General features: G+C 72.2%; 15 protein-coding genes and 1 riboswitch. Of the genes, 8 read left to right on the forward strand and 7 right to left on the reverse strand.

All coding sequences use genetic code 11. From position 1 onward, the window contains the following. Positions 1-116 precede the first annotated feature (116 nt). Together AC3AGO_RS06675 and AC3AGO_RS06680 are read right to left on the reverse strand one after the other, a co-directional pair. Positions 117-3293, reverse strand: a complete 3177-nt coding sequence (locus AC3AGO_RS06675) for an amidohydrolase family protein (RefSeq protein ID WP_487824557.1) — start codon at positions 3291-3293, stop codon at positions 117-119. Positions 3294-3583: 290 nt separating this feature from the next. Beyond that, positions 3584-4474, reverse strand: a complete 891-nt coding sequence (locus tag AC3AGO_RS06680) for a LysR family transcriptional regulator (protein WP_487819195.1) — start codon at positions 4472-4474, stop codon at positions 3584-3586. Positions 4475-4627: 153 nt separating this feature from the next. On the opposite strand from AC3AGO_RS06680, the gene AC3AGO_RS06685 reads away from it, so the two are divergent. Then, positions 4628-5593 (forward strand): aldo/keto reductase, encoded by a 966-nt coding sequence (locus tag AC3AGO_RS06685; protein WP_487819196.1) that lies wholly within the window; start codon positions 4628-4630, stop codon positions 5591-5593. Positions 5594-5641: 48 nt separating this feature from the next. Next, complete coding sequence (locus AC3AGO_RS06690) at positions 5642-6655, forward strand: aldo/keto reductase (protein WP_487819197.1); 1014 nt, start codon at positions 5642-5644, stop codon at positions 6653-6655. Positions 6656-6775: 120 nt separating this feature from the next. Here the strand turns inward: AC3AGO_RS06690 and AC3AGO_RS06695 are convergent, their stop codons facing one another. Further along, the gene (locus tag AC3AGO_RS06695; protein WP_487819198.1) at positions 6776-7603 is read right to left on the reverse strand and encodes an aldo/keto reductase; all 828 of its coding nucleotides are present in this window, start codon (positions 7601-7603) and stop codon (positions 6776-6778) included. A gap of 130 nt (positions 7604-7733) precedes the next feature. Then, positions 7734-7872, forward strand: a riboswitch (cobalamin riboswitch). Between the two features lie 35 nt (positions 7873-7907). Here AC3AGO_RS06695 and AC3AGO_RS06700 point away from each other — a divergent pair. From AC3AGO_RS06700 to AC3AGO_RS06715, 4 genes are all read left to right on the forward strand, one after another. After that, positions 7908-8897: an ABC transporter substrate-binding protein gene (locus AC3AGO_RS06700; protein ID WP_487819199.1), complete on the forward strand. Its 990-nt coding sequence runs from the start codon at positions 7908-7910 to the stop codon at positions 8895-8897. 146 nt (positions 8898-9043) lie between these two features. After that, entirely contained in the window at positions 9044-9994 is a 951-nt protein-coding gene (locus tag AC3AGO_RS06705) for a FecCD family ABC transporter permease (protein WP_487824558.1), read from the forward strand. After that, positions 9991-10830, forward strand: a complete 840-nt coding sequence (locus AC3AGO_RS06710; RefSeq protein WP_487819200.1) for an ABC transporter ATP-binding protein — start codon at positions 9991-9993, stop codon at positions 10828-10830. The genes AC3AGO_RS06705 and AC3AGO_RS06710 overlap by 4 nt, the downstream gene beginning before the upstream one ends. Then, on the forward strand, positions 10827-11624 hold the full coding sequence (locus tag AC3AGO_RS06715; protein ID WP_487819201.1) for a (2Fe-2S)-binding protein: 798 nt from the start codon (positions 10827-10829) through the stop codon (positions 11622-11624). The genes AC3AGO_RS06710 and AC3AGO_RS06715 overlap by 4 nt, the downstream gene beginning before the upstream one ends. Positions 11625-11690: 66 nt before the next feature. Here AC3AGO_RS06715 and AC3AGO_RS06720 read toward each other — a convergent pair whose 3' ends face one another. The 3 genes from AC3AGO_RS06720 to AC3AGO_RS06730 form a co-directional block, all read right to left on the reverse strand. Continuing rightward, positions 11691-13643 (reverse strand): ATP-binding cassette domain-containing protein, encoded by a 1953-nt coding sequence (locus tag AC3AGO_RS06720; protein WP_487819202.1) that lies wholly within the window; start codon positions 13641-13643, stop codon positions 11691-11693. An 86-nt stretch (positions 13644-13729) separates the two neighbouring features. Further along, entirely contained in the window at positions 13730-14170 is a 441-nt protein-coding gene (locus AC3AGO_RS06725) for an NUDIX domain-containing protein (protein ID WP_487819203.1), read from the reverse strand. A gap of 242 nt (positions 14171-14412) precedes the next feature. After that, positions 14413-15012: a GNAT family N-acetyltransferase gene (locus tag AC3AGO_RS06730; protein ID WP_487819204.1), complete on the reverse strand. Its 600-nt coding sequence runs from the start codon at positions 15010-15012 to the stop codon at positions 14413-14415. A gap of 167 nt (positions 15013-15179) precedes the next feature. On the opposite strand from AC3AGO_RS06730, the gene AC3AGO_RS06735 reads away from it, so the two are divergent. Together AC3AGO_RS06735 and AC3AGO_RS06740 are read left to right on the forward strand one after the other, a co-directional pair. Continuing rightward, positions 15180-15395, forward strand: a complete 216-nt coding sequence (locus AC3AGO_RS06735; RefSeq protein ID WP_487819205.1) for a hypothetical protein — start codon at positions 15180-15182, stop codon at positions 15393-15395. A gap of 217 nt (positions 15396-15612) precedes the next feature. Further along, a complete protein-coding gene (locus AC3AGO_RS06740) occupies positions 15613-16119 on the forward strand; it encodes a DinB family protein (protein WP_487819206.1) in 507 nt (168 codons plus the stop codon). Positions 16120-16239: 120 nt separating this feature from the next. Here AC3AGO_RS06740 and AC3AGO_RS06745 read toward each other — a convergent pair whose 3' ends face one another. Then, positions 16240-16707 carry an FxLYD domain-containing protein gene (locus AC3AGO_RS06745; RefSeq protein ID WP_487819207.1) on the reverse strand — a complete coding sequence of 156 codons (468 nt, stop codon included), beginning with the start codon at positions 16705-16707 and terminating at the stop codon, positions 16240-16242. Positions 16708-16800: the final 93 nt, after the last annotated feature.

Below are 16800 nucleotides of genomic sequence, written 5' to 3' on the forward strand. Positions count from 1 at the left end.
GGACCGGCCGGCGGGGATGTCCCGCCGGCCGGTCCTGCTGTCGGTTCCTGCTGTCGGGTCCTGCTGTCGGGTCCTGCTGTCGGGTCCCGTTGTTCGGGCCCTCCGGGTGGTGCGTGTCAGACGCCCGCGTCGCAGCAGCCGTCGCGGCGCAGTTGCCGGCTGGTGGCGTGCCACTGGCCGCCGGCGGCCTTGGGCCCGGCGTCCGGCTCCGGGTACGCCTCCACCAGCTCCCGCTGGGTGAACGGCACTCCCCCGCGCAGCACGGACGTCGTCCGTACGAGGCTGTCGAAGTCCGTGAACGGGTCGCCGTCGACCACCGTCAGATCCGCGAGCCTGCCCTCCTCCACGGTGCCCAGATCGCGTTCCGCGCCGAACACCCGGGCGGGCAGCACGGTGGCTGTCCGCAGCACGTCCGCGGGCGGAAGCCCCGCACGGTGCAGTGCGCGCAGGGCCATGTGCAGATGGAGGCCCGCCGGCACGATGGGCGCGTCGGTGCCCAGGGCGAGCAGTCCGCCGGCCGCGAGCAGCCGGCGGTAGAAGGCCGTCTCCCGGTCCAGGGTGGCCAGTTGACCGTCCGTCGGCGGCCTTGCGGCCAGTTCCCGTACCGCCTCGGTGTCCCACGGCGGCAGCACACGGGTGACACGCGGGTCCTCGGCCAGTGCCGGGTCGGCACCCACGAGCGGTGCGGCCGTGAACGGGGTGGCGATCAGATGGAAGTCCGCACCGGCAGCCGTGTAGACCTCCTCGACGTCCTGCCCGACGTGTCCGGTGGCCGTCGTCGCGTGCCCGAACTCCAGCCGCTGTGTCGCCTGCAGATGGGTCGTCAGGTCCTGGCCGAGCTGTACGCCGGGGGTGAGCAGATGGCTGCCGGAACGTACGCCCAGTTCGTCGTGCGCGAAGCGCGCCGCCTCCGCCATGATCCAGCCGGGCGCCCGTACGTACGTCTTGACGAAGTCCCAGTCCAGCGCACGCCCGCGGTCCAGAGTGCGGCGCAGTCCCGCACGCGTGCGGTGCGTACGGCCCATGCTGTACGCGGCCCGGCCGCCGTCGAGCAGTTCACCGGTGGTGAGCAGCCGGGGCCCGGCAAGACTGCCGTCGGTCAACGCCTCGCGCAGCCTGGCCTGTTCGTAGGCGAAGCCGCCGAGGGACACGCTGGTGGTGATGCCGTACGCCAGCATGGCGGCGGTGAGGCGCCCGCCGTACATGGTCTGCCAGGGGTGCGTGTGACAGTCCCACAGCCCCGGCAGGACTGTCTGCTGTGACGCGTCCACCCGGTGCGCCGCGGGCCGTCCCGCGCGGTGCGGGGCGACGGCGGTGACACGTCCGTCCCGCACGAGGATGTCCATGTCCTCGCGGACGGTGTCGCCGTGTCCGTCCCACAGGCGTCCCGCGCGCACGACTGTGTCCCGGGTGCGGGCCCTGCGGTACTCCAGCGGCACGCGTACAGTACGGCTCCGTCCCGGCGTGCCGTTCTGCCGGATCTCCGTCAGGCGCAGTGCGCCCGAGGAGAGATGGAGCAGGGTGCGCGAGTCGGCGGACCATGACGGGTGGTCGGCGGCGTCGCGGGTGACGGGATGCGGGCGGCCGTCCGGGGCGCCGTCCGGCCGTACGGGCAGCAGCCACAGCGCCGACTCGGCGACGAACGCCATCCATGTGCCGTCGGGCGACCAGACGGGCCCCGAGTCGTAGCGGTCAGAGAGCGAGAGGTGCGGTGCCGGGGAGTACAGCCTGTCCTCGCCGGTACGGGCGTCCACGACGCGGATCAGGTTGTAGCCCTCGCGGAACCGGTTGTCGAGACGGTTGCGGTCGCACAGGACGACGTACCGTCCGTCCGGCGACCAGCTGGGCCGGCCGGGCAGCCCGCCGGAACCCATCGGCTTCACGAGAGTGCGTTCCGCGCCGTCGGGCAGGTCGCGCACCAGCAGATTGCCCGTCAGATCGAGGCAGGCGAGCCTGCGGCCGTCCGGCGAGAGGGCGGGGAACACGCGGCCGCCCTCCGCGAGTACGGTCTCCTCGCCGGTACGCAGGTCACGGCGGCGCACCGCGAACAGTCCGGCACGGTCGTCGGAGTACAGCAGCGCCTTGCCGTCCGGTGTCCAGGACGGGCCGAGCAGATAGCGGGTCGGGTCCGCCTGTACGAGCTTGCGCGGGCGGCCGCCGTCGGTGCCGGCCGTCCAGAGGGCGTTGAGTGCGGCGAAGGCCACCTGCCGCCCGTCGGGCGACAGGACGGGCAGGTGCACACCGCGCACAGGACGGACACCTTCGGGGGCGAAGCCGTAGTCCTTGATCCTGTACTGCGGCCGCCGGACGGGCAGTTCGGCGGTGAAGGGGATCCGCTCCGCGTCCGCCGGCTCGCGCACGTCGACGACACGGAACTGTCCGTCGACGGTGAGCAGCAGCTCCTCACGGGAGACCCAGCGGGGTGGCACGGGCGCCACATCGCCCTGCACGGCGACCAGTTCGCCGTCCACGAGCAGCGTGCAGCTCGCCGCCGGAGAGGGCGTCGTCCGCAACAGGGCGAGCCGTCCGGCGGGGCTGACGGCGGGCGTCATCAGCTGCGCCTTCTCCCGCTCCGTGTACTCGGTGCGCACGGGCCCCTCGCCGTCCGCCGGCACGGAGGCGACCGTACGGGAGTCCAGCGCCGGCCCCTCCTCGCCCGCGGTGACGGTGCCGCGTACGAACAGCACCCGGGAGCCGTCCCCGGACCAGGCGGGGTCGAAGTCCTCCCAGGCGCCGCCCTGATGGGGCCCGTCCTGCCCCGGCAGGCCGGTGAGCCGGGTCAGTTCGTCCGTACGGACGTCGAGCACCCAGATGCGGTACGGGCTGCCGTCGACCGGGTCGCCGCCGCGTTCGGAGGCGAAGGCGAGACGGGTGCCGTCGGGCGACCAGGACGGGCCGCGGTCGTCCCACGGCCCGTCGGTGCGCTGCCGCAGACCGCTGCCGTCGGGACGCAGCGTCCACAGGTGGAACCCGCCGCCCTGGTAGGCGCAGACGGCGAGCAGGCGGCCGTCCGGGGAGAACTGCGGCCGGGTGGGCTCCAGTCCCGGCCGGGTCAGCGGGGTCGCGTCGCCGCCCTCGCGCGGGACGGACCACAGGATGTTCTGGATCTCCGCGACGAGGCGGTCGCCGGAAGGGGCCAGTGTCCCGGCGCCGTTGGTGGCGGCGGTGAAGGAGAGCACGGTGCGGCGGGCCTCGGCGGCCGCGGCGGGCTGCGGTCCGTTCCACCCGGTAACCGTGGCGGCGGTGGCTGCCGTGACGGCGGTGCCGGACTGCAGGAAGCGGCGCCGGGACAGGCCACTGTCCTGCCGGGAACCGGTGCCGTGCGGCGCGGCGTCCGGCGCGGGGCCGGACTGTGCGGTGTCGGACTGTGCGGTGTCGGACTGTGCGGGGCCGGCTTCGCCGGCGGGCCGTGCGGGGGCGGATCTGTCGTTGGGGTCCAACGTTCCTCCCGGGGCTCATGAGTTGCGCAGGTCAGAAGTGACGCGCGAGCCGCCCGATCGTCGCACGGCGCTCCTCTGACCGGTCAACACCTCGTACAGGAGGGCCCCTTGTGGCTCAGGACAACCAGCCGGCCCGACGGCAACTAGCCGGACGAGGGCACCGCCACGTCAAGATGGGCGCAGAGGGCGCGCGCCGCCGGTCCCGCGCCCCCGCCGGCGGGAACGGCCACGGAGACCTGCCACAGCGGCTCACCCTCCAGCGGCACGGTGCACAGGCCGGACGCCTGCGGCTTGCGCGCGAAATGGCGCGGGACCACCGCGCTGCCCATCCCCTCGTCGACCAGCTCGATGAGGGTGTGCACGTCGTTGACCTCCAGCGCGACCTGCCGTGCCGTCCCCGCCTCCGCGAACGCACGGTCCGTCAGCTGCCGTACGCCCCAGTCCGGCTGGAAGTCGATGCCCGCCTCGCCCTTCAGCTCGCTCCAGCCGACCTGCCGGTGCGCGGCCAGACGGTGATCCGGGTGACACAGCAGCACCATCGGCTCCGCCGCCAGCGGCAGCAGCTCCACGCCCTGCGGCGGCTCGCCGCACAGCGCGACGAAGGCCAGGTCGAGCCGCCCCGCGGCGACTTCGCCCGCCAGCTGTCCGGACCCGGCCTGCCGCAGCCGGATCTCCACCCCGGGGTGCCCGGTGCGGAACCGGGCCAGCAGCGACGGCACGTTGACCCCCGCGACGCACTGTTCGGTGCCCACCGACAGGGTGCCGCGCAGCAGCCCCTGCACGGCGGCGACCGCTTCCCGGCCGGCCCGTACGTTCGCCAGCGCGCGCGTCGCCTCCGCCAGCAGCGCCCGCCCCTCCCCCGTCAGCTCCACGCTGCGGGTGGTCCGGACGAACAGCCGCGCCGACAGCTCCCGTTCCAGCGCCCGCACGGACGCGGACAGTCCGGACTGGGAGACCATCAGCCGCTCGGCCGCGCGGGTGAAGTGCTGCTCCTCGGCGACCGCGACGAAGTGCTCCAGGTGCCTCAGTTCCATGACTCAGCAGGCTAGTCGCTGAATCCGTTCGCTTTCTTCTATTGGACGGGTCAGCGGTGGCGGGGAGAGGCTGAGGGCTGATCGTCCGCGGCCGTTCGAGGGCGCCGGCACGAGGACATCGTCACGGGAACGCTGTCACGAGGAGCAGAGCACATGAGGACCACGACTCTGGGGGCCACGGAACTGAAGGTCTCCCGCATCGCCTACGGGAGCTGGCAACTGGGCGGTGAATGGGGCTCGTTCGACGAGGACACCGCCGTCGACGCCATCCGGCACGCGCTCGGGCTGGGCGTCAACTTCTTCGACACGGCGCAGGCGTACGGCTTCGGCGCGTCCGAGGAGCTGCTGGGCAAGGCGCTGCGGCCGGAGATCGAGCGCGACCGGGACAGCGTGGTGATCGCCACCAAGGGCGGTATCCGTCCCGACGGCGGCGGCCGCGACGCCTCCCCCGCGTTCCTCCGCGACGGGGTGGAGAAGAGCCTGCGCCACCTCGGCGTCGACACGATCGACCTGTACCAGGTGCACTGGCCGGACCCGGACGTGCCGCAGGCCGAAACCGCGGGCGCGCTCCAGGAGTTGGTGGACGAGGGCAAGATCCGTTACGTGGGGGTGTCCAACTACGACGCCGCGGAGATGGCGGAGTTCGCCGCCGTACGGCCCGTGGACACGCTGCAGCCGCCGTACCACCTGTTCCGGCGCGGCATCGAGGACGGCATCCTGCCGTACACGCGGGAGCACGGGATCGGCGTGCTCGCCTACAGCCCGCTCGCCAGCGGTCTGCTGACCGGCCGCTTCGACGAGAACACGACGTTCGAGGACTCCGACTGGCGCAGCAAGTCCACGGCGTTCACGGGGGACGCGCTGCGGCGCAATCTGGCGGTCGTACGGAAGCTGGAGGACTTCGCGCGGGAGCGCGGTCACAGTGTCAGCCAGCTGGCGATCGCCTGGGTGCTGGCCCGGGTGGACGTGGCCATCGTGGGCGCGCGCAGCGCGAAGAACATCGAGGCCAGCGCGCGTGCCGCCGATATCGAACTGAGCGACGGCGAGCTCGCCGAGATCGACCGGATCGCGGCGGACGGTGTGCAGATCGAGGGTGCGAGCCCCGAGGGCGTCGCCTGACCCGCCGCCGCCATTCACCCGTTGTACGTCCCAGGAGAGGTCCCGCCCGTGTATGAAGCAGATCCCCGCCGCTATGACGCGATGCCCTACCGGCGTGCCGGGCTGAGCGGACTGCGGCTGCCCGTCGTGTCGCTCGGTCTGTGGCACAACTTCGGCACCGACCGGCCGCTGGACGGTCAACGGGCCATCCTGCGCCGGGCCTTCGATCTGGGCATCACCCATTTCGACCTCGCCAACAACTACGGCCCGCCGCCCGGCGCGGCGGAGACCGTGTTCGGGCAGATCTTCCGGGAGGACCTGCACCCCTACCGGGACGAGATCGTCGTCTCGACGAAGGCGGGCCACCGGATGTGGCCGGGACCGTACGGGGACCTGGGCTCCCGCAAGAGTCTGCTCGCCTCGCTGGACCAGTCGCTGGCCCGTACCGGCCTGGACTATGTCGACATCTTCTACTCGCACCGGCCCGACCCGGACACTCCGCTGGAGGAGACGATGGGCGCGCTGGACACGGCGGTGCGGCAGGGCAAGGCGCTGTACGCGGGGATATCCAACTACTCGCCGGAGCAGACCCGGGAGGCCGCGCTCATCCTGCGCGAGATGGGCACGCCGCTGCTGGTGCACCAGCCGCGCTACTCGATGCTGGTGCGGTCGCCCGAGGACGGGCTGTGGGACGCGCTGGAGGACGTGGGCGCCGGCTCCGTCGTCTTCTCACCGCTCGCCCAGGGACTGCTGACCGACCGCTATCTGAACGGGGTGCCGGCCGGTTCGCGTGCCGCCGGGGCCAGCCCGTTCCTGACGCAGGACGGGATCACCGAGGACCGGGTGACAGTGCTGCGGGCCCTGGACCGGCTCGCCGGGGAGCGCGGGCAGTCGCTGGCGCAGATGGCGCTGGCGTGGGTGCTGCGGACGGAGCAGGTCACTTCGGCGCTGGTGGGCGCGAGCAGCCCCGAGCAACTGGCGGACAGCGTCGCCGCGGCGGAGAACCTCGACTTCACGGACGAGGAGCTGGCCCGCATCGAGCAGCTGCTGGGGGATGAGAACGGGCGGGCGGCCCGGGGCTGACCCCGCACCGCCCGCCCGCTCGCTCCGTCCTCGCGGTCCGGCCCGTACGAGCAGTCCGTGCGGAACGGATCGCTGTACGGGCCGGACCGCAGTACAGGCCGGACCGCCGTACGGGACGGGTCAGTTGAGCGTGTCGGGGTCGGGCCCGACACGCTCGCCCGTCTCCAGCGCGGCGATGGCCGTCATGTCGTCGTCGTCCAGCTCGAAGCCGAACACGTCGAAGTTCTCGGCGATGCGCGAGGGCGTCGAGGACTTCGGGATCACGACGTTGCCGAGCTGGAGGTGCCAGCGCAGCACGACCTGGGCGGGGGTCTTGCCGTACTTCTCGGCCGTCTTGAGGACGGCCGGGTCGTCCAGGACGCCGTTGCCGCGGCCCAGCGGCGACCAGGCCTCGGTGGCGATGCGGTGCTCGGCGTCGAAGGAGCGCAGCTCCTCCTGCTGGAGCCGCGGGTGCAGCTCGATCTGGTTGACGGCGGGCACGATGCCGCTCTCGTCGAAGAGCCGCCGCAGGTGCGCCGGCTGGAAGTTGGAGACGCCGATGGCCTTGGCCCGGCCCTCCTCGTGGATCTTCTCGAAGGCGCGCCAGGTGTCGACGTACAGGTCGCGCGCGGGCAGCGGCCAGTGGATCAGGTACAGGTCGACGTAGTCCGTGCCCAGCTTGGCGAGGGACTCGTCGAAGGCGCGCAGGGTCGAGTCGTAGCCCTGCTCGGTGTTCCACAGCTTCGTGGTGAGGAAGATTTCCTCGCGCGGGATGCCGGAGCCGGCGATGGCCCGCCCGGTGCCCTCCTCGTTGTCGTAGAGGGCCGCGGTGTCGATGCTGCGGTAGCCGGTCTCCAGCGCTGTGCTGACGACGGAGGCGGCCTCGTCGTCGGGCACCTGGTAGACGCCGAAGCCGAGCTGGGGCATGGGGTTGCCGTTGTTCAGGGTGACGGCGGGGACAGTGGTCACGTGCGTTCCTCGTGCTCTCTGTCTGCGGGGGGGTCGTGCAATTCCTTGCCCCCTCAACCCTAGATCCATCCGATACGTTTCAGCCGCTCTTCCGTCCAGGGCGGCCGGGACGGGGTGTGGAAGAATGCGCCTGCTCATCAAGGCGGCGGATGTCAGGAAGCCGGTGTGAATCCGGCACGGTCCCGCCACTGTGACCGTACGGCCCGGCGGGTGGTCAACCCGCGGACGCCGTACGGGAGTCAGACACTGGTCTGCCGCCTCCGCACCGACCAGGGGACGCGGATCCCCCGGAGGAGGCACGACCATGTCACGGGCATCCAGAGCCCTGCGTACGCTCATATCCGCCGCGGTGCTCGCCCCGCTCGCCGCCTGCGGAGGCCCCGCGTCCGGCGGCCCGCAGGAGAACCGGGGGAAGGCGGCCGAGGGCTTCCCGTACACCGTCACCAACTGCGGTGTGAAGACGACCTATCAGCGGCCTCCCGAACGGGCCGTCACGCTCAACCAGCACACCACCGAGGTGATGCTCGCGCTGGGCCTGGAGAAGAAGCTCGCCGGCACCGCCTATCTGGACGACAAGGTGCTGCCGCGGTACGGGAAGGCGTACCGCGGGGTGAAGGTGCTCGCGAAGCGCTATCCGTCGCTGGAGACGCTGCTGGGTGCGAACCCGGACTTCGTGTACGGCGGTTACAGCAGCGCCTTCGACAAGACCGAGGGCCGCGACCGGGCGTCCCTGGAGAAGAGCGGCGTGCACACCCGGCTGAACGTCGAACAGTGCGCCAAGGGACGCGTGGGGTTCGCGCAGCTGCGGCAGGAGATACGGGAGACCGCCCGGACGTTCGGCGTACCGGAGCGCGGCGAGAAGCTCCTGGCGCGCTACGACCGGCAGTTGGCGTCCGTGCGCAAGCAGGTGGAGGGGAAGCACAAGCCGTCCGTCTTCGTCTATGACAGCGGTGACAGTTCGGCGTTCACCGCGGGCGGCGAGGGCATCGGCGACGACATCATCGAACGGGCCGGAGGGCGGAACCTCTTCTCGGACATCGGCAAGCCCTTCGCCGACGTGTCCTGGGAGAAGGTCGTCCAGCGCAAGCCCGAGGTCATCCTCCTCTACGACTACGGCGGCACCCCCGTCGAGCAGAAGAAGCGGAAGCTGCTGACCGATCCGGCGCTGCGCGACGTGCCGGCGGTCCGGCACAAGCGGTTCGCCGTTCTGCCGCTGTCCTCGGCCGTGCTGGGCGTACGGGCGCCGGGCGCGGTGGGCGATCTGGCGCACCAGCTGCATCCGGACGAGGGGTGAGCGGCGTGCTGCTGAAATCCCCGCCCCGGAATGCCGGTTCGCCTGCCGACGGGAGCGCCGCCGCACCGTCCGAACCACCAGGCGGGCGGTCCCGCCTGGTGGTCCCGCTGGCCGTCGGCCTGCTGACAGTCGTGCTGGCCGTCGCGATGCTCGGCGGGCTCGCCCTGGGCGCGGTACGCGTGCCGGCGGGCGACGTACTGCGCATCGTCACCGGGGACGCGCCGCCCGGCCCGTTCACGACGATCGTGCGGGACGTACGGCTGCCGCGCGTGCTGCTGGGCGCCGTCGTCGGTGCCGGACTGGCCGTCGTCGGCACAGTGCTGCAGGCCCTCGTACGGAACCCGCTCGCCGACCCGTTCCTGCTCGGCATCTCCTCGGGCGCCTCGACGGGGGCCGTCGCCGTGGCCGTCCTCGGAGTGGGCGCGGGCGCGTTGACCATGCCCGCCGGGGGCTTCGTCGGCTCCCTGGGTGCGCTGCTCGTCGTGTACGCGATGGCCCGCAGGGGCGGCACCATGACGACGGGCCGTCTGGTGCTCGCCGGGGTGGCCGTGCAGTACATCCTGTCGGCGCTGACCAGCCTCGTTCTGGTCACCTCCGCGCGGGCCGAGCAGATGAAGGAGATCCTCTTCTGGACACTGGGCGGCCTGGGCCGGGCCCGCTGGGACAGCCTGCCGCTGCCCGCCGCCGTCCTGCTGGCCGGGCTGGCGGTGCTGATGCTGTTGGCGCGCCCGCTCGATCTGCTGCTGGTCGGCGAGGAGGGCGCCACTGTGCTCGGCCTGCACACCGGGCGGTTCCGTGCGGCCGTGTTCGTTCTGGCGTCCCTGGTGACGGCTGTCCTGGTGACGGTCAGCGGGGCGATCGGTTTCGTCGGTCTGATGGTGCCGCACGCCGCACGGATGGCTGTCGGCGCCGGACACCGGGCGCTGCTGCCCGTGGCCGCGCTGGCCGGTGCGGCGTTCCTGGTGCTCGCCGACCTGGCGGCACGTACGGTCGCGGCGCCGCAGGAGATCCCGGTCGGCGTGCTGACCGCGCTGACCGGTGGACCGTTCTTTCTGTGGCTGCTGCGCCGCACCACCCGTACGGAGGGGATCGCATGACCGCCGGGACGGACAGGAGCGAAGTGGCGGACGCGGCGGAACTGCGCGTGGAGGACGTCACCTTCCGTACGGACAGCGGCCGTTCACTCGTCGACGAGGTCTCGCTCACCGCGCTGCCGGGCCGGACTGTGGGCGTGGTCGGGCCGAACGGCAGCGGAAAGACGACCCTGCTGCGCTGCGTGTACGGCACGCTGAAGCCGTCCGCGGGACGACTGCTGCTGGACGGGCGGGACATGGCGGAGCTCGGCCCGAAGAAGCGTGCGCAGCGGACCGCCACCGTGCCGCAGGACAGCAGTGACGGGTTCGGCCTGACGGTGCGCGAGATCGCGGCGATGGGCCGCTCACCGCACAAGCGCTTCTGGGAGACGGACAGCGCAGCCGACGCACAGCTCGTACGGGACGCCCTCGCGCGCGTGGGCGCCGACACGCTGGCCGGCCGGCCCTTCGGCGAGCTGTCCGGCGGTGAACGGCAACGCGTCCTGGTGGCCCGCGCGTTGGCGCAGCGGCCCGCGCTGCTCGTCCTCGACGAACCGACCAACCATCTGGACGTGCGCTACCAGTGGGAGGTCCTCTCCCTCGTACGGGATCTGGGCACCACCAACCTGATCGCCCTGCACGACCTCAATCTCGCCGCCTACTACTGCGACCTGCTGTACGTGCTGGACGGCGGCCGGGTCGTGGCCTCGGGGCCGCCCGGCGAGGTGCTCACGCAGGAGCTGCTGGCCGAGGTGTACGGCGTGCGGGCCGAGGTGACGGTGCATCCGGTCACGCAGGCGCCCACAGTGGTGTACCTCCCGCCCGGCATGGGTGCCGTGCCCGCCGCGGTGCGGCCGTGACGGCCGGCGCCCGGACCGACAGCCGTACGACCCGCGAACCCTCTGGACTGCCGTACAGCCGACCGGACTTGGCGGAACTGTGCGCCGTCCACGGTCCGCGCTACGAGCTGCTGTGCGGAGAACCGCCGGAGGGGGAACTCGACGACTGGCTGCCCGCCGACCGGCTCCTCTCCCCCGGCAGCCCCGGGCTGGAGCGTCTGCTGGAGAGCGAGCACCACGGAAGCGGCCACCGTACGGCGCACGCCGCGGCGCTGACACTGATCGCCGTGTACGCGGGCAGGGTCACGGCTGCCGCTGTGCTGCGCTGGGCGCTGGACGGCCAAGTGCTCGATGTGCGCCCGCGGAACGTGCTCGTGCGCCCCTCGGGACACGGCATCGGCGGCGTACGGGTGCGCCGTGCGCGGCTGCTGGAGCCGGGGCTGCCGTCGCTCCACCGGTCCGTACTGGACGGCCACTTGCTGCCGCTCGCGGACGCGCTGCACGAACGCACCCGTGCGGGACTGCGGCAGCTGCGCGGCGGCGTGGCCCACGGGTGCGCGACGGCGCTGTGCGCGTCGTCGGCGCCCGTGGGCGAAATGGCGGCCCGGTGGGCCGAGTTCGCGGGGCCGGTCCCGGGCGGACTGTCCCGGCTGGGCGACGTCGAGCAGGTCGTTCGTCCCGACGGCACCGTCCGGCTGGTCTATCTGCGGCGCACCTGCTGCCTGTTCCACACCAGTGCGGAGGCCGTCCGGTGCGCCAGCTGCTGCCTCACCCCGCGCGCCGAACGGCTGCGGGCGTACGCGCGGCGCCGCTGACCGGCGGCGCACCCACGTACGCCGCCGGGCCCGTCAGCCTGTCACCGGTACGCCCCCGCTGTCCGGTCAGTCGGGGGCCGCGCGGGTCCTGGGGACCTTCCCGTACTGGGCGGCCTGTGCCTCGTACATGGCGCGGTACAGGCCGTCCTCGCGGTCCAACAGGGCCTGGTGGTCGCCCTGTTCGACCAGCCGGCCCTCGTCCAGGACGTAGATGAGGTCGGCGGTGGCGGTGGCGGCGAGCCGGTGGGTGATCAGTACGACGGTCGTGCCGTCGTCGGTCATCCGCCGCAGCCCCTCGAAGGCGTCGATCTCGGCCTGCGGGTCGAGCGCCGACGTGGGCTCGTCGACGAGGACGAACGGTGCGTGCCGGTAGCGGATCCGGGCGTTGGCGATCTTCTGCCACTGCCCGCCGGAGATCTGCGTGCCCCGCTCGTACCCCTTCACCACGATCGAGTCCCACCCGTGCGGCAGCCCCTCGACGAGCGCACGCGCGCCGGCGTCCCCAGCGGCGCCCTCCAGCCGCCGCTGGTCCGGCGGGCCTTCGCACGGTCTGCCGATGGTGATGTTCGTCCGCGCCGTCATCGGCCAGCGGGGGAAGTCCTGTCCGAGCAGCGCCACATGGCCGAACACCTCGGAACGGTCGGCCTCCCGCAGCTCCACCGAGGCGCGCGCACCGGCCGTCTCGCCCTCCCACCACACCTGCCCGGAGCCGGGCAGCAGCAGCCCGGCGAGGACCTTCGCGAGGGTCGTCTTGCCGGAGCCGTTCACCCCGACCAGGGCGACGACGGCGCCGCGCGGCACCGTCAGACTCACCCCGTCCAGCGAGGGCGCCTCCGCGCCCGGATACGTGAACGTCACCTCCTCGAGGCGGATGCCCCGTACGACGCCGGGCAGCGGCAGTCCGGTGCCCGGGATGGCGTGCCGGCCGGCGACCTCGCAGGCCTCCTCGGTGTCGTTGAGATAGAGCGTCTCCTCGTACATCCGGTTCAACTGCATGACGAGGGACGTCAGTCGGGCCGTGGACGTACGGATGGCGATCACGGCGGTGCCGCCGACGGCGAGGGGCATGCCGCCGCCGGTGAGCAGCAGCCACAGCACTCCGTAGGCGCCGAGGGCCGCCACGCCCGACAGTCCGGACGCGACCAGGTGGGTGCCGGCCTGTGCGCGGGCGAGGCGCCGCTGTTCGTCCTCCATGGAGCCGGACATCTCTCCGTAGGCGCGCAGGAGCAGCCCTCCCGCGCCGTGCGCGCGGATCTCCGGTCCCGCGTGCGCCATTGTCAGATACTGCACGAGGGTCGCGATGGCCCGCCGGTGGTCGAGCCAGTGCCGCCGTGAGGTGTACTCGCGGCGCGCGGACCGCACTGCACCCCAGCCGCGCGGCACCGCGACGAGCAGCAGCATGGGCAGCAGTGCGGCGTGCAGGGTGACCAGGACGGCGCCGGCCGCCGTGAGGCCGACGAGCGCGTTCACGACGGCGACCGACAGTCCGATCATGCGGCGTGCCGAGTCCGTGCCGAATCTCCCGGCCTCCAGGACCCGTTGGACGGCGGGCTCCTCCGTGGCGCTCAGCTCCACGCGGGTGGCGGCCGCGTAATAGCGCGCGGACACCGAACGTTCCACCTGGGGCTCCAGCCGGCCGGACATGGCCACCGACAGGGCGGCCAGCACGGCGGCGCACACGGCCACCGCCGCCATGGCGGCCAGCGCGGGAAGCGCCTGGCGCAGCCGCTCCGGTGTGGGGCCGCCCGCGAACAGTTCGGACAGCACCTTGTTGGTGGCGACCAGGCCGAACGCTCCGGCCAGGCCCTGCCCCAGCTCGGCCGCCACCACCCCGCACAGCGCGGGCCTGTCCACCGCCCAGGCGGCGCGCACGACGACGCCCACCATGCGGGGCAGCGCCTTCGCCATGCCCCAGAACCCGACGTGCAGCAGCGGCTGTTCGTGCCGTACATAGGGTTGGTCGTAGCGCAACTTCCCGCCGAACAGCTCGCGTTCGGCCTCCGAGACCCGGACGTCCACAGTGCCCCTCTCCGTCGCTCCCGCTTCTGGTGCCGGCCGTGGTGCCTGTGCCGGCTGTGCTGCCCGCGGCGTTCTCTGCCGGGCGCTCACCCGGCGCGGTGCCGCGGCGGGTAGCCGTCGGTGGACAGCAGGGCGCCCTGCGCGAACCGGGTCAGCAGCGCCGCGGCGTACGGCACACAGTCGCGCGGCGGCGCGGCGGGATCGGCCCAGATCAGCTGGGAGTGCTTGTGCGGCTCGCGGTTGTACGGCTCGCCGCTCCAGCGCTGCGCGGTGAAGGCGACGCCGAGCCGCTGCTGCCCCTCGGGGCTGCGGTGGTCGATCAGGTGGCAGAACTCCAACTCGCCGCGCGGCAGGGAGACTCCGACCTCCTCGTACGTCTCCCGGACCGCGCCGTCGACGACTGTCTCGCCGGCCTCGAGATGGCCGCTGGGCAGCACGAGCAGCCCGCTCGCGTACACCTCGCCCGCCCTGCGCAGCAGAAGGACCCTGCCGTCGTCGCGGTGCAGCAGGACGAACACGTCGACCACCCGCCTGTGACGGGATTGTTCGAATTCCGAGTGGGAGGCACTGACTGTTGAACGGGAAAGCATGACCACTCCTCCGTTGACGCCGTTTCGGACGGATGCTCGGAAAAACGACGCTCGGGAGTGGCTGTCACGGCTTCAGGAGGGTGGATTGTCGATCGGAAGTTCGACCGATGGGTCAAGTCGCGTCCGCGCCCCGGCGAGCGACCGGGCGCCTCTTGTGCGATTCACTCAGGCGTGTCCGGTCACCCTGTACGGGGATTGCGCTGCTCCGGTGCGCCGGCACGCGTGGCCGGTTTCCGGCTGCCCTGTGTGGTCGGTGTCCAGTAGCGCAGCTTGCCTTCGCGCTCGTCCTCCAGTACGCCGCCGCACGCCTCGATGACCCGTCGGGAAGCGGTGTTGTCCGTGTCGCAGGTGATCAGCGCCGGGTCGGCTCCCAGGCGTGCCGCCCACGGCAGGGCGGCGCGCAGCATCGCCGTGGCGTGGCCGCGGCGGCGGGCGCCGGGACGGATCTCGTAGCCGATGTGTCCGCCGAGGTGCAGCCAGTACGCGGTGAGACGGTGCCGGATGGCGAGCCGTCCCAGATACGTCGTGCCGTCCACGTACCAGAGGGTCGTGCACTCCACGTCGTACTGCAGCAGGCTGCGGGGGCCGTGTGTGACACGTATCCGCTGGACGTACTCGGCGAAGACCTCCGGGTCGTGCCATCGGTCCCCGTACTCGCGCAGGCCGAGACCGAGCGCGGTGTCGTCGTCTGCTCCGCCCCGCCCCTCCGCGCGGAACTCGTCCATGGCGGCCAGATACGAGGCGTGGACCCGGACGTCGGGTGCGATCAGCTGCGGCATCGCGCCAGTGTGCGGGGCGGGCGGCGATGGAGCACCCGGTTTTGTGCCGCGCCGGGGCCGCGCCAGGGGTGGGCCGGGGCGTGCCGGGGCGTGCCGCGTTGCGGAATTCACAGGATCGTGCCGCGCCGCGGGATGCGCCGGGCCGGGGCGGGTCGCACGCTGAGGACATGACCCCTCCGATTGTCGTGCACCCGCCCTCCCCCGACGGAGGGCGGCAGGTCACGGCCCACGCAGAGACGCTGGGTACCGCCCACAGAGCGCAGGACGTCGAGGAATTCCTGCGCCGCGCCGGACTCCCGCAGGACCGCATCCAGCTCGACGACCCCGACCTCATCGAGTGGCGCGGCGGCGGGCCCGACGTGTGGGGCGCCGCCGGCCACTGAGGCAGCGCCCGGAACTCCGTTGCCCCGCTGCCCCCTTCCGCCCTGGCCGTCCGGGCTCAGGGCGTGGGGGGTTCTGCGTGCGGTGAGCCGCCGAATGCGGCCGGCGTGCCGGACGAAGCGGGCCCGCGGCCAGATCGCCGGTGAGTACGATCCGTTCGGCGTTCCGCACGTCGGGCCTCGCTCAATCGAGGTCCCGTCCGACTGAAGGGAGGGCGGCGTGACGACCGAACGTACCGATCCGCCTCTGACCGCGGGTGAGCGCGAGACGCTGCGCGCATATCTCGACTATCACCGTGCGACGCTCGCTGTGAAGTGCGAGGGCCTCACCGAGGAGGAGCTGCGCCGTACGTCGATGCCGCCGTCCACGCTGTCGCTGCTCGGCCTGGTGCGGCACATGGCCGAGGTGGAACGCACATGGTTCCGCCGGGTCATCGACGGCGAGGACATACCGCTCGTGTGGTCCGCCGAGTACGACTTCCAGACGGCGTACGACGCGCGGTCGGCCTCCGCCCCGGGGGCGTTCACCGCATGGCGCGCGGAGATCGCCCACGCCCGTCGCGTCGAACAGGCCGCCCCTTCCCTGGACGTGACGGGGCGTCACCCCAGGAGCGGGGAGGACGTGTCCCTGCGCCTGGTGATGCTGCACCTGATCCACGAGTACGCCCGCCACAACGGCCACGCGGACTTCCTGCGCGAGGGCGTGGACGGCTCGGTGGGCGCCTGACAGCGGTCGGTTCCGGTCAACGGCGCGTGCGGCAACGCACGTTGAAGCCCGGGGCAGCGCTCCGGGGTACGGCGGGGCCCGTACGAAGTGCTGCGCCGACGGGCCCCGTCGGACAGTGGCCTAGCTGGCGAGCCGGGTCACATCCGTGATCTTGCACTTGACGGTGCCCTTGAGCTGCTGGAGGCCCTGGGCCGTCTGCTGCGTCTCCTGCTTCGCGGCCAGGTTGTTGGTTGCCGCGAGCCCTTCGTCGACACGCGTGCCGGACTTGTCGAGGAACTCGACCTGCACGATGTAATTCGACGTCTTGGTGCTGTGATTGACGATGTTCACCACGGCGGACGCCATGCTGGTGACCCCGTCCAACTTGCACGTCGAGACCGTCACATCGTCCATTCCGGCCTTGCCGCTGTCGGCGCCTGCCCCCTTGTCGCTGTTCTTCTTCGCCGACTTCTTGGCGGACTTCTTGCCGCTGTCCTTGGTCTTGGACGACCCGGAATCCTTGCTCCCGTCATCGGTGCTGCCGGAGCACGCACCCGTGAACACCAAACAGCCTGCCGCCACAGCGACAGCAATCGCACGGATCCTCATGACGATCCCCCCTCCACGAAGGAGCGGAGACTAGCCACCGGAAAAGTCGGTAGACAGCTTCACCACAGGATTCGTTACGTTTGTCTCCTGTAC

The organism is Streptomyces sp. BL1, assembly GCF_057628045.1.

What these genes read in the sequence shown, in the direction of transcription:
- AC3AGO_RS06680 (WP_487819195.1), bottom strand. Translation starts at nt 4,474, where the DNA reads ATGGAACTGAGGCACCTGGAGCACTTCGTCGCGGTCGCCGAGGAGCAG.
- AC3AGO_RS06685 (WP_487819196.1), top strand. Translation starts at nt 4,628, where the DNA reads ATGAGGACCACGACTCTGGGGGCCACGGAACTGAAGGTCTCCCGCATC.
- AC3AGO_RS06700 (WP_487819199.1), top strand. Translation starts at nt 7,908, where the DNA reads ATGTCACGGGCATCCAGAGCCCTGCGTACGCTCATATCCGCCGCGGTG.
- AC3AGO_RS06705 (WP_487824558.1), top strand. Translation starts at nt 9,044, where the DNA reads ATGCTCGGCGGGCTCGCCCTGGGCGCGGTACGCGTGCCGGCGGGCGAC.
- AC3AGO_RS06710 (WP_487819200.1), top strand. Translation starts at nt 9,991, where the DNA reads ATGACCGCCGGGACGGACAGGAGCGAAGTGGCGGACGCGGCGGAACTG.
- AC3AGO_RS06730 (WP_487819204.1), bottom strand. Translation starts at nt 15,012, where the DNA reads ATGCCGCAGCTGATCGCACCCGACGTCCGGGTCCACGCCTCGTATCTG.
- AC3AGO_RS06735 (WP_487819205.1), top strand. Translation starts at nt 15,180, where the DNA reads ATGACCCCTCCGATTGTCGTGCACCCGCCCTCCCCCGACGGAGGGCGG.
- AC3AGO_RS06745 (WP_487819207.1), bottom strand. Translation starts at nt 16,707, where the DNA reads ATGAGGATCCGTGCGATTGCTGTCGCTGTGGCGGCAGGCTGTTTGGTG.